General features: G+C 71.0%; 9 protein-coding genes. 7 read left to right on the top strand and 2 right to left on the bottom strand.

Translation table 11 applies throughout. The annotated features are described in order from the left end of the window. Positions 1–134 precede the first annotated feature (134 nt). From OG254_RS13920 to OG254_RS13895, 6 genes are all read left to right on the top strand, one after another. Positions 135–902: a PspA/IM30 family protein gene (locus OG254_RS13920; protein WP_261989451.1), complete on the top strand. Its 768-nt coding sequence runs from the start codon at positions 135–137 to the stop codon at positions 900–902. A gap of 42 nt (positions 903–944) precedes the next feature. Further along, positions 945–1223 (top strand): PspA-associated protein PspAA, encoded by a 279-nt coding sequence (locus OG254_RS13915; protein WP_147997985.1) that lies wholly within the window; start codon positions 945–947, stop codon positions 1221–1223. 224 nt (positions 1224–1447) lie between these two features. Beyond that, entirely contained in the window at positions 1448–2665 is a 1218-nt protein-coding gene (locus OG254_RS13910; protein ID WP_405581276.1) for a sensor histidine kinase, read from the top strand. A gap of 43 nt (positions 2666–2708) precedes the next feature. After that, positions 2709–3389, top strand: coding sequence for a response regulator (locus OG254_RS13905; protein WP_405581273.1), 681 nt, complete (start codon positions 2709–2711; stop codon positions 3387–3389). Positions 3390–3579: 190 nt separating this feature from the next. Continuing rightward, positions 3580–6714 carry an efflux RND transporter permease subunit gene (locus tag OG254_RS13900; RefSeq protein WP_405581270.1) on the top strand — a complete coding sequence of 1045 codons (3135 nt, stop codon included), beginning with the start codon at positions 3580–3582 and terminating at the stop codon, positions 6712–6714. A gap of 134 nt (positions 6715–6848) precedes the next feature. Then, a complete protein-coding gene (locus tag OG254_RS13895; protein WP_405581267.1) occupies positions 6849–9074 on the top strand; it encodes a protein kinase domain-containing protein in 2226 nt (741 codons plus the stop codon). A 22-nt stretch (positions 9075–9096) separates the two neighbouring features. On the opposite strand, the gene nadA is transcribed toward OG254_RS13895, so the two are convergent. Beyond that, the gene (gene nadA / locus OG254_RS13890; protein WP_107907385.1) at positions 9097–10281 is read right to left on the bottom strand and encodes a quinolinate synthase NadA; all 1185 of its coding nucleotides are present in this window, start codon (positions 10279–10281) and stop codon (positions 9097–9099) included. Between the two features lie 326 nt (positions 10282–10607). On the opposite strand from nadA, the gene OG254_RS13885 reads away from it, so the two are divergent. Further along, positions 10608–10964, top strand: a complete 357-nt coding sequence (locus OG254_RS13885) for an iron-sulfur cluster assembly accessory protein (RefSeq protein ID WP_147996441.1) — start codon at positions 10608–10610, stop codon at positions 10962–10964. A gap of 70 nt (positions 10965–11034) precedes the next feature. Here the strand turns inward: OG254_RS13885 and OG254_RS13880 are convergent, their stop codons facing one another. Further along, positions 11035–12894 (bottom strand): hypothetical protein, encoded by a 1860-nt coding sequence (locus OG254_RS13880; RefSeq protein ID WP_405581263.1) that lies wholly within the window; start codon positions 12892–12894, stop codon positions 11035–11037. Positions 12895–12931 lie beyond the last annotated feature (37 nt).

Genomic DNA, 12931 nt, shown 5'->3' with positions numbered 1-12931 from the left:
TGAGCGCATCCGTCCCCGAACAGTGCGGTAATGGATGCAGGGCCCGTACTGTGGGTTCTGTCGCAGGTGCTGGAGTGGAGTCCGTCAGAAGGGGGCGCGCGAAGCCCATGAGCGGTGTCATGAAGCGTATGGGGATGATCTTCCGCGCGAAGGCGAACAAGGCCCTTGACCGGGCCGAGGACCCGCGCGAAACCCTCGATTACTCGTACCAGAAGCAGTTGGAGCTGCTCCAGAAGGTGCGCCGCGGTGTGGCCGACGTCGCCACGTCGCGCAAGCGCCTGGAGCTCCAGCTGAACCAGCTCCAGCAGCAGTCGTCGAAGCTGGAGGACCAGGGCCGCAAGGCGCTCGCGCTGGGCCGCGAGGACCTGGCCCGCGAGGCGCTCTCGCGCCGCGCCGCCCTCCAGCAGCAGGTGACGGACCTGGAGACCCAGCACGCGACCTTGCAGGGCGAGGAGGAGAAGCTCACCCTCGCGGCCCAGCGACTTCAGGCCAAGGTCGACGCCTTCCGTACGAAGAAGGAGACCATCAAGGCCACGTACACCGCGGCCCAGGCGCAGACCCGGATCGGCGAGGCGTTCTCCGGCATCTCCGAGGAGATGGGCGACGTCGGCATGGCGATCCAGCGGGCCGAGGACAAGACGGCCCAGCTCCAGGCCCGCGCCGGCGCGATCGACGAGCTCCTCGCCTCGGGCGCCCTGGACGACCAGTCCGGCATGCACAAGGACGACCTCCAGGCCGAGCTGGACCGGCTCTCCGGTGGTACGGATGTAGAGCTGGAACTGCAGCGCATGAAGGCGGAGCTGGCGGGCGGCCCGTCGGCCGGCCAGCAGGCCATCGAGGGCGGCTCGGGCCAGCAGTCCCAGCAGCAGCCGCAGGACACCCCGCGCTTCGACAAGCAGTAGCCGACGGCCGGGGCCCACGCCGAGGAGGGCGAGATGGGCGACATGATCGTCCGGATCATGGGTGAGGGGCAGGTGAAGCTGTCCGACAGCCACCTGCCCGAGCTGAACAAACTCGACGACGAACTCCTCGCGGAAATGGAGAGCGGCGACGGCCCCGGCTTCCGCCGCACCCTCACCGCACTCCTGTCCAAGGTCCGCGACCTGGGCGTGCCCCTGCCCGACGACTCCCTCGAACCGTCGGAACTGATCCTGCCGTCCCCGGACGCGACGCTGGAGGAGGTCCGGGAACTGCTGAGCGACGACGGCTTGATCCCGGGCTGAGCAGGACTGGACTTCTGGACGCCGGGCGGCATCATCCAGCCCGTCCGGCGATTGAGGACGAGGCCCGTTCAGGGCCGAAGCGGGGTCTGGGGCCGCAGGTCCCAGCGGGGGTCCAGGGGGCGGAGCCCCTTGGTACCTGGGTGGTGGCGCCGGGCACCTGACGTGAGAAACCTCCAGTCCACCCCCGTTCCAAGCCCCGCAGGGACGCCGTACCGTAATCAACCGTGAGCACCCTCGAACGCGCCAGGCGGCATCTCAAGGCGCACCCCATGGCGCTGGACGCGGGGCTGGCGGTGGGCGTCCTCGCCTGCACGGTGGCCGGCTCGTTCGTGGACCCGCACGGGAAGCAGGGCGTCACGTGGGCCCTGCGCACCCCGGACGCGCTCAGCCTCCTGCTCATCACCCTCGGCTCCGCGGCCCTGGTCTTCCGCCGCCGCGCCCCCATGACGGTGCTCGCCCTCACCAGCGCGGTCTCTCTCGTGGAGTCCGTCACCGGCGACCCCCGCGCCCCGGTCGCCATGTCCGCGGTCATCGCCCTCTACACCGTCGCCTCCACCACCGACCGCACCACCACCTGGCGCGTCGGCCTGCTCACCATCACCGTCCTCACCGGCTCCGCGATGCTCGCCGGCCCCCTGCCCTGGTACGCCCAGGAGAATCTCGCGATCTTCGCCTGGACCGGCATCGGCGCCACCGCCGGCGACGCGGTCCGCAGCCGCCGCGCCGTCGTCCAGGCCATCCGGGAGCGCGCCGAGCGAGCGGAACGCACCCGCGAGGAGGAGGCCCGCCGCCGCGTGGCCGAGGAGCGCCTGCGGATCGCCCGGGACCTGCACGACGTCGTCGCCCACCACATCGCCCTGGTCAATGTGCAGGCCGGCGTCGCCGCCCACGTCATGGACAAGCGGCCCGACCAGGCCAAGGAGGCCCTCGCCCACGTACGCGAGGCCAGCCGCTCGGCGCTCAACGAACTGCGGGCCACGGTCGGCCTGCTGAGGCAGTCCGGCGACCCCGAGGCCCCCACCGAACCCGCCCCCGGCCTCCACCGCCTCGACGAACTCGCGGGCACCTTCCGCAGCGCCGGCCTCCAGGTCGAGGTCGCCCGCGCCGACCGGGACACCACGCTCCCGGCCGCCGTGGACCTGGCCGCCTACCGGGTCATCCAGGAGGCCCTCACCAATGTCCAGAAGCACGCGGGCGCGGACGCCAAGGCCGAGGTGAGCGTCGTCCGGGTGGGGCCGAACGTCGAGATCACCGTCCTCGACGACGGCGCCGGCGACGACGACACGATCGAGGGTGGCGGCCACGGCCTGCTCGGCATGCGCGAGCGCGTCACCGCCCTGCGCGGCACCCTCACCACCGGCCCCCGCTACGGAGGCGGCTTCCGCGTCCATGCGATCCTGCCGGTCAAGAGCCGTGCCCGCGCCGCGGAAGACGCCGTATGACGGCCGAGGACGCGTTACGCCACCTGACAGACGAGGACCCCGCATGACCATCCGCGTCCTGCTCGCCGACGACCAGGCCCTCCTGCGCAGCGCCTTCCGGGTGCTGGTCGACTCCGAGCCCGACATGGAGGTCGTCGGTGAGGCGTCCGACGGGGCGGAGGCGGTGCGCCTGGCCAGAGAGCGGGGCGCGGACGTCGTCCTGATGGACATCCGGATGCCCGGCACCGACGGCCTCGCCGCCACCCGCATGATCAGCGCCGACCCGGCCCTCGCTCATGTCCGCGTGGTCATCCTCACCACCTTCGAGGTCGACGACTACGTCGTGCAGTCGCTGCGCGCCGGGGCCTCCGGCTTCCTCGGCAAGGGCTCCGAACCCGACGAACTCCTCGCCGCCATCCGCATCGCGGCCGGCGGCGAGGCCCTGCTCTCCCCGGCCGCCACCAAGGGCCTGATCGCCCGCTTCCTCGCCCAGGGCGACAGCGACGACGACCGCGACCCGGCGCGCGCCGAGCGGCTCGACGCCCTCACCGGCCGTGAGCGCGAGGTCCTCGTCCAGGTCGCCGGCGGGCACTCCAACGACGAGATCGCCGAGCGCCTGGAGGTCAGCCCGCTGACGGTGAAGACGCACGTCAACCGGGCCATGTCCAAGCTCGGTGCGCGCGACCGGGCCCAGCTCGTGGTGATCGCGTACGAGTCCGGGCTGGTACGTCCAAGGGTGGAGTGAACTCGACCGCGCATACTGCGCCCGGAGTATGCGCCGGATAAGGAAATGGACCTGGGGTCTAGGAAAACCCGGCTCTCGATGGCTCAGGGTGTGAGAGGCGGGCGCTCACATGTGTGCGGCGCGCCCATGTGTGCCACCGACACAGACGCCCTTGCCGCTTCTGCCGCTCACAGAAGAGAGACCCTGACCCATGTCCTGGCTGTCCCGATTCAGCCTCGCCCAACGTGCCCTGATAGGCCTGATCTCGATCATCGCGCTCGCCTTCGGCGCGATCGCGATCCCCCAGCTCAAGCAGCAGCTGCTGCCCTCCATCGAACTGCCCATGGTGTCCGTCCTCGCGCCGTACCAGGGCGCGTCGCCGGATGTCGTCGAGAAGCAGGTCGTCGAGCCGATCGAGGACAGCCTCGAAGCCGTCGACGGCATCACCGGCGTCACCTCCACGGCCAGCGAGGGCAACGCCGTGATCATGGCGTCCTTCGACTACGGCCCCGACAACCAGCAGCTCGTCGCCGACGTCCAGCAGGCCGTCAACCGGGCCCGCGTCCAGCTGCCCGACGACGTGGACCCGCAGGTCATCGCCGGTTCCACGGACGACATCCCGACCGTCGTCCTCGCCGTCACCTCCGGCAAGGACCAGCAGGCCCTCGCCGACCGGATCGACCGCACCCTCGTGCCGGACCTGAAGGACATCGACGGCGTCGGCCAGGTCACCGTCGACGGCGTACGCGACCTCCAGGTCACCGTCACGCCGAACGACGCCAAGCTGGCGAAGGCCGGCCTGACCTCGGCGTCCATCTCCCAGGCCCTGCAGGCGGGCGGCGCCACCGTGCCGGCCGGCTCCTTCGACGAGGACGGCAGCAACCGCACGGTCCAGGTGGGCGGCGGCTTCACCTCGCTCCAGCAGGTCGAGGACCTGATGGTCGCCGGTGAGCCCGGCGCCGGCGGCAAGCCGGTCCGCCTCGCCGACGTCGCTTCCGTCAAGCAGGAGCAGGCCCCGGCCGACTCCATCACCCGCACCGACGGCGAGCCGTCCCTCGCGGTCGCGGTCACCATGGACCGCGACGGCAGCGCGGTCGCCATCTCCGACGCCGTCGAGGACAAGCTCCCGGAGATCCGGGGGGACCTCGGCTCGGACGCCAAGGTGACCGTGGTCAGCGACCAGGGCCCGGCCGTGAAGAAGTCCATCGACGGCCTGACCACGGAGGGCGCGCTCGGCCTGCTCTTCGCGGTCCTCGTCATCCTGGTCTTCCTGGCATCGATCCGCTCGACGCTGGTGACGGCGGTGAGCATCCCGCTCTCCGTCGTCCTGGCCCTGATCGTCCTGTGGACGAGGGACCTCTCCCTCAACATGCTGACGCTCGGCGCGCTCACCATCGCCATCGGCCGCGTCGTCGACGACTCGATCGTGGTCCTGGAGAACATCAAGCGCCATCTCGGCTACGGCGAGGAGCGCCACGACGCCATCATCAAGGCGGTCCGCGAGGTCGCCGGCGCGGTGACGTCGTCGACGCTCACCACGGTCGCGGTGTTCCTGCCGATCGGCCTCGTCGGCGGCATGGTGGGCGAGCTGTTCGGCTCGTTCAGCCTGACCGTGACGGCGGCCCTGCTGGCGTCGCTGCTGGTCTCGCTGACGGTCGTGCCGGTCCTGTCGTTCTGGTTCCTGCGCGCGCCCAAGGGCACCCCGGCGGACGCCGAGGAAGCGCGCCGGATCGCCGAGGAGAAGGAGGCGAAGAGCAGGCTCCAGCGCATCTACGTCCCCGTCCTGCGCTTCGCGACCCGCCGCCGCCTCACCAGCGTGCTGCTCGCGATCGTCATCCTCGTCGGCACGTTCGGCATGGCGCCGCTGCTGAAGACGAACTTCTTCGACCAGGGCGAGCAGGAAGTCCTCACCGTCAAGCAGGAGTTGAAGCCGGGCACCAGCCTGGCGGCGACCGACGAGCAGGCGAAGAAGGTCGAGCAGCTGCTCGCCGACACCAAGGGCGTCAAGGACTACCAGGTCACCATCGGCTCGTCCGGCTTCATGGCGGCCTTCGGCGGCGGCACCGACACCAACCAGGCGTCGTACCAGGTGATGCTGGAGGACTCCGCGTCCTTCGACGACGTACAGGACGGCATCGAGGCGGGCCTGAAGAAGCTCGACGGCATCGGCACCACCACGATCGCCGCCGGTGACGGCTTCGGCGCCCAGGACCTGAGCGTCGTCGTGAAGGCGGCCGACGCGGACGTGCTGCGCAAGGCGGCGGAGCAGGTCCGCGAGGCGGTGGCCGGTCTGGACGACGTCACCGACGTCACCAGCGACCTGTCGCAGAGCGTCCCGCGCATCTCGGTCAAGGCCAACGACAAGGCGGCCGCGGCGGGCTTCAACGACCAGACGCTCGGCATGGCGGTGGCCCAGGCGGTCCGTGGCAACACGGCGGCCCAGGCGACCCTCGACGACACCGAGCGGGACATCGTCATCAAGTCGGCGAAGCCGGCGACGACGCTGAAGCAGCTTGAGGACCTGCGTCTGGGCCCGGTGAAGCTGGGTGACATCGCGGACGTGAAGCTGGTGGACGGCCCGGTCTCGATGACCCGGATCGACGGCCAGCGCGCGGCCACGATCAGCGCGAAGCCGACCGGCGACAACACGGGCGCGGTGAGCGCGGACCTCCAGTCCGAGATCAACGGCCTGACGCTCCCGGCGGGCGCCACCGCTTCGATCGGCGGTGTCTCCGAGGACCAGGACGACGCGTTCGCCAACCTGGGCCTGGCGATGCTGGCGGCCATCGCGATCGTCTTCATGCTGCTGGTCGCGACCTTCCGCTCGCTGGTCCAGCCGCTGATCCTGCTGGTCTCCATCCCGTTCGCCGCGACGGGCGCGATCGGCCTCCTGATCGCGACCGGCACCCCGATGGGCGTCCCCGCGATGATCGGCATGCTGATGCTGATCGGCATCGTGGTGACGAACGCGATCGTGCTGATCGACCTCATCAACCAGTACCGCAAGCAGGGTTACGGCGTCGTCGAGGCCGTGATCGAGGGCGGCCGCCACCGGCTGCGCCCGATCCTCATGACGGCCCTGGCGACGATCTTCGCCCTGCTGCCCATGGCCCTGGGCGTCACCGGCGAGGGCGGCTTCATCGCCCAGCCGCTGGCCGTGGTCGTGATCGGCGGTCTGATCACGTCGACCCTGCTGACCCTGCTCCTCGTCCCGACCCTCTACGCGATGGTGGAGCTCCGCAAGGAGCGCCGGGCGAAGAAGCGGGCGGCGAAGCGGGCGAAGAAGGCGGGCACCCGGGCCGAGCCGACGTCGGCCTCGGACGAGCCGGAGCCCGCGTCGGTCTGATCGCGCCACCTGGCCGAATGACCCACGGCGGCCGGGTCCCGAACCGGAAAGTGCGGTTCGGGACCCCGGCCGTCACCGTTTCCCCGTTACGTATCCTGAGGCTCTGACTGCATCACGGGGGAGGGGATCCGGGCGTGCCGCTGCACAAGGACGACCCGAAGTCGCTCGGCGGCTACAAACTGGTCGACCGGCTCGGGTCCGGGGGCATGGGGATCGTCTACCGGGGAAGATCGCGCTCGGGCCGTGAGGTCGCCGTCAAGGTGGTGCACGCGCAGTACGCCGAGGACGCGGTCTTCCGCGCCCGCTTCCGCCAGGAGATCGAGGCCGTCCGCAAGGTGAGCGGCGCCTTCACCGCACCGGTCGTGGACGCGGACCCGGAGGCGGTACGGCCCTGGATGGCGACCCAGTACGTGCCCGGGCCCTCGCTCGCCGCCCTGATCCGCGAACAGGGCCCGCTGAAGGGCACCGAACTGCGGCGGCTGGCCCTCGGGCTGGTGGAAGCGCTGCGGGACATCCACCGGGCGGGCGTGGTCCACCGGGACCTCAAACCCGCGAACGTCCTGATGGCCGAGGACGGCCCCCGCGTCATCGACTTCGGCATCTCCCGCGCGGCCGAGAACCACAACACCCTGACCGAGACCGGCCAGATGATCGGCACCCCGCCGTTCATGTCCCCGGAGCAGCTCACCGACGCCCGCTCGGTGGGCCGGGCCTCCGACGTCTTCTCCGTGGGCGCCCTGCTGGTCTACTCGATCACGGGCCGGGGTCCCTTCGACGCCGACAGCCCCTACCTCACGGCCTATCAGGTGGTCCACGACGCCCCCGTCCTGGACGGTGTGGCAGAGCCCCTTCAGGCGATCCTGGAGCGCTGCCTCGCCAAGGAACCCGCCGACCGGCCCGAACTGGACGACCTGGCGGGGGAGTTCGTGGCCGCGCTGCCGGAGTCGGGCGCCGACGACCGGCCCACCGTGACGCTGCGCACGGAGGAGATGGCCCTGGTCTCCACCCGGCCCGCCGCCCCGGCCCCCGCGGCCGAGGGCCGGCGTCGGCGCCGGATACGCCCGCTGTGGGCCACGACCGCTGCCGTCGTCGCCCTCGCGCTCGGACTGACGGGATACCTGCTCATCGGGCCCGGACTCGGGGACGACGACGCCCCGTCGGGGGCCGACACCGCCGCGTCCGCGCCGTCCCGATGGGCGGCCATGCCGGCCGGCTGGAAGCCCTGGCAGACGTCGGCGGACGCCATCGCCGCGCAGGGAGTGAAGGACGCAACCGGCGTCGCCGGCTACGGCCCGGAGGGCACCCCCGAGTGCGAGGTGTACGAGGGCGGCGTCCATTGCGCGGGCGACGGGGTCCTGCCCGTGCGTATCGACGCGCTCACCGGACGGGTCGTCTGGCGGGCGGACGGGGTGCCGTCCGCTGTGGGCAACGGGACGTACATCTTCTCGGTCCTCGGTGTCGTCGACGACGCGATGGTCGTCCAGCAGGAGTACCGCCCCGAGCAGGGGGACGACCCCGAGTACTCGGTGACCGCACTCGACACGGTGACCGGAAAGAGGCTCTGGCATCGCACCGTGAACACGAGCCAGGTCCGCCCGCACCTCTCCGGCGACCTCGTGATCGTCCCCGACGACAGCGGCCGTTCGGTGATCGCCCGCTCACCGCGCACCGGCGCCGAACGCTGGACGGCACCGCTGCCGGAGGGGCAGTACTGCGACTGGGCGGACACCGGTGAGGACCCCTATGTCCAGTGCGCCCCGGCGTTGACCGGCAGCAAGGAGTCGCTGCTCCTGGGCTGGGACCGGGCCGACGGCTCGACGCGGCGCCTGACGGTGCCCAGGCGCGCAACTCTCGTCGGGACGTTCGACGGCCGCCTGCTCTTCCTCGACCCGGTAGAGGACGTGGACAAGGAGGCGTTCTCCCGGATCCGGCTGCTGGATCCGGACACGGGCAAGGACAGTACGACGAAGTTGGCGCAGGAGTTCGAGGGCAACGCGACCCTGTCGGACGGCACTTTGTGGTTCGCCACGACCTCCGGCCAGGTGACCGCCGTTTCGGCCCGGACGGGCGAGCGGCTGTGGCAGACCCGGACGAGCCTGGAACAGCCGAGCGACGTCACCCACGACCCGCGCGCCCATGTGGTCTACCTGGCCAGCGCGAGCGGCCGGGTAGCCGCCCTCGACGCGTTGAAGGGCACGCTGCTGTGGGAGACCATGCCGCGTACCCAGCGGGTGACGAACCAGGGCTGGTCGCGGGCCGAGGTGTTGCTGCACAAGGGCGCCCCCGTCGTCGCCACTTCGGAAGGCGATCTGTTCACCCTCGACCCCGCCCACCCCGACCGGAAGCCCGTATCGGGGTGAGCACAAGAGGCACGGTCACGCCCTACGGCAGCGCCAGCATCCGCTCCAGGGCCAGCTTCGCGAACGCCTCGGTCTCCTTGTCGACCTCGATCCGGTTGACCAGGTTGCCCTCGGCCAGCGACTCCAGCGCCCAGACCAGGTGCGGCAGGTCGATGCGGTTCATCGTCGAGCAGAAGCAGACCGTCTTGTCGAGGAAGACGATCTCCTTGCCCTCGGGCGCGAAACGGTTCGCCAGCCGGCGGACGAGATTCAGCTCGGTCCCGATGGCCCACTTGGAGCCGGCCGGGGCGGCCTCCAGGGCCTTGATGATGTACTCCGTCGAACCGACGTAGTCCGCGGCGGCGACCACCTCGTGCCTGCACTCCGGGTGGACGAGGACGTTGACGCCCGGGATGCGCTCGCGCACGTCGTTCACCGAGTCGAGGCTGAAGCGGCCGTGCACCGAGCAGTGGCCGCGCCACAGGATCATCTTCGCGGCACGCAGCTCGTCCGCCGTCAGCCCGCCGTTCGGCTTGTGCGGGTTGTAGAGGACGCAGTCCTCGAGGGACATGCCCATGTCGCGGACGGCGGTGTTGCGCCCGAGGTGCTGGTCCGGCAGGAACAGGACCTTCTCACCCTGCTCGAAGGCCCAGTCCAGGGCCCGTTTCGCGTTCGAGGAGGTGCAGATCGTGCCGCCGTGCTTGCCCGTGAAGGCCTTGATGTCGGCGGACGAGTTCATGTACGAGACGGGGACGACCTGCTCGGCTATGCCGGCCTCGGTCAGCACGTCCCAGCATTCGGCGACCTGCTCGGCCGTCGCCATGTCGGCCATCGAGCAGCCGGCGGCGAGGTCGGGCAGGACGACCTTCTGGTCGTCGGACGTGAGGATGTCCGCCGACTCCGCCATGAAGTGCACGCCGCAGAACACGATGTACTCGGCCTCCGGGCGGGCGGCCGCGTCACGGGCCAGCTTGAACGAGTCACCGGTCACGTCGGCGAACTGGATGACCTCGTCGCGCTGGTAGTGGTGGCCGAGCACGAAGACCTTGTTGCCGAGCTTCTCCTTGGCCGCGCGGGCGCGCTCGACCAGGTCCGGATCGGACGGCGAGGGAAGGTCGCCGGGACACTCGACGCCGCGCTCGCTCCTCGGGTCGGCCTCGCGGCCGAGGAGCAGCAGGGCGAGGGGCGTCGGCTGTACGTCGAGCTCCTGGGTCTGGGCGGTGGTCACGACACGCACCCTTTCTGTTCTGCGGCTCGCCGGCACCGGATAATCCGGACCCGGCGGGTCAAGCGGGACACCTTCTTCGACTTCTCGTCGAATTGACGTTATCTATCATAACCGGTTCACGTCAGTTTGACGATGGCCATCATGTCGATGTGACGTGAATCCCGTGACCGGCCCGCACATTCCCGAATGAGACGTTTTCCGCTCCGCGCACCGTGTGCGAGCATGAAGAAGGACCGAAAGACAAGCATCCGGCCCGGAATGAATCCGCCGACCCGCCGGTTGCACACGTCGGCAAGCAGTCTCCGTACAACCCGGGAGAGATGTAGATGTCCGTATCGGACGAGACCAGCACCGCCACCGACGGCATCATCCTGAGCGACGCCGCCGCGGCCAAGGTCAAGGCCCTGCTCGACCAGGAGGGCCGCGAGGACCTCGCTCTGCGAGTCGCCGTTCAGCCCGGTGGCTGCTCGGGCCTGCGCTACCAGCTCTTCTTCGACGAGCGCTCGCTCGACGGGGACGTCGTCAAGGACTTCGGCGGTGTCAAGGTCGTCACCGACCGCATGAGCGCTCCGTACCTGGGCGGCGCCTCCATCGACTTCGTCGACACCATCGAGAAGCAGGGCTTCACGATCGACAACCCGAACGCGACGGGCTCCTGCGCCTGCGGCGACTCCTTCAGCTGATCCCCGCACACACGCAGAAAGGCGGCGACCCCCTCCGACGGGGCCGCCGCCTTCCCGTGTCCGTGGGCCCTTACCGGGCTCCGGACGTCTGGGGTGCGTCCGGGAGCGTCCCGGGCTTCTCCAGCGGGATCGCCTGGCCGTCCGTGCCCACGACCTTCCGGTCCCCGAGTGGCTCGTCGAGCTGCACGGTCTTGTGGAACACCTTGGCGATCAGGATGCAGACCTCGTCCGGCTGCGAGGTCTCCGTCACACGGACCGACACCTCGTCGCCGTTCTCGCTCGCCGTCACCTTGTAGTCGGCGCACACACCGCCCGTGAAGGCCACGGTCAGCTCCGAGCCGTCGGAGGTGTAGGCGTCCGCGCCCACGTTCCGGGTGATCGGCGACGACGTCGAGTCGTCCTTCGGCCCGGTCGGCCGCGGGCTCGGCTGCCCGGTCGGCTCCTGCGACGGCGTCGACGAGGCCAGGTACTTCGGGTCGATCGCCGGATACGTCACCGTGAAGCTGTCCTGCGCGCCCTGCGTCCGCACCTCGAACAGCCAGGACGGCACCAGCGCCTGCCGCGCGTTCACATAGTGCGCGGCCAGCCCGAACACGGCCTTCTCCACCGTGATGACGTCCCCGGCCGGCGCGCTCGCCGAGGCCGCCGTGTCCGGCTCCGCGCCGGTCGACCCCTGGTCGCCGCAGGGCGCCTCAAGACGGTCCTTCAGCGGTACGGGGCTGGCGCAGCCACCGATGCCCATCCGGCCGTCGGCCCCGGGCGCCGCGTTCATCAGCCCGAGCGTCTTCTCGGCGTCCAGCACGGGGTACGTGTCCCCCTTCACCGGCGCCTTCAACTGGCCGCTTCCGCCCACCACTTCGCCCTGGGCGTTCACGGTGACCCCGGTCGTCCAGCCGTACGTGGGCAGTCCGCCGACCACGGGGTTCGCGTTCACCGCCCGCTGGGCGCCCATGACCTGGCTCGCGTCGAGCTTCGCGTCGTCCTGGCCGACCGCCTTGAGAACCGGCGCGGCGGCCTTCTTCGCGACGGCCTCGCTCACCGGATCGCCGGCCGGCGGGGCGGGGGCCTTCGCACAGACGGTGGTGCTCTGGCAGTTGTCCGTGCCGGGGGCGTACCGGTAGAAGGTCCAGGTCCCCGGCGCCTGCTTGTTCACCTGGAGACTGGGCCCCGCCCCGTCCGTCGCACCGACCCTCCAGGTCTGCCCCTGCGCCACCGGCGTCCCGTCCACCCCGAGCGCCTCGGCCAGCCGGGCCACCTCGTCCGCGCCGACCTCGCCCCCCGCCCGGTACACCGCCGCCGACCCGGGCCCGTCCGGCAGATCGCCGTCGGCCTTGTACGTGGCGCCGTACGGGTTGGGCTCTCCGGGCGCGATGCCGCCCGTGCCGCCCTCGGTGTAGCCGTCGAGGTGCAGCGGCGGGGGAGTGTCACCGCCGGACGCCCCGGACGACGTATCGCCGTCCGACCCGCCGGACGCGTTCGCGGCGAGGAAGGCCCCACCGCCCCCGAGGAGCAGCACGGCGGCGGCGACGGAGGCGATGATCGCGGGGGAGCGGTGGCGAGCGCTGCCGTGCGCGTCGTCCGGCTCGTGGCTGTGGGTGCGGGCGTGGCTCGGTTCCGCGTCGGGGGGCGTGGCGGACGCCTCCGAGGCCGCGGCCTCATCCGAACGGCCGACGGCCGCCGAGGCAATTTCGTCGTCCGAGTCACTTTCGTCGTCCGAGGCACCCGCCCCGTCCGATGCCCCCTCGTCCTCGGCGACGACCTCGTCGGTCCCGTCGCCGACCTCATCGCCCCGGCCGTCAGGAACTCCGCCCGCCGCCCCACCCTCGGCGGCGAGCCCTTCGGCACCGGCGGCGGCCTGCTCCGCCCGTGCCTCCTCGGCGTCCTTGCCGCAGGCGCCCGCGTCGTCGTTGTCGGGTCGCTCGGTGTTCACCGCATCGCTCCTTCGGCTGCGCACATGTCCCATGACC

Source organism: Streptomyces sp. NBC_01092 (genome assembly GCF_045039535.1).
Taxonomy (GTDB): Bacteria; Actinomycetota; Actinomycetes; order Streptomycetales; family Streptomycetaceae; genus Streptomyces.
This window is presented reverse-complemented; position numbering and strand designations above follow the sequence as displayed.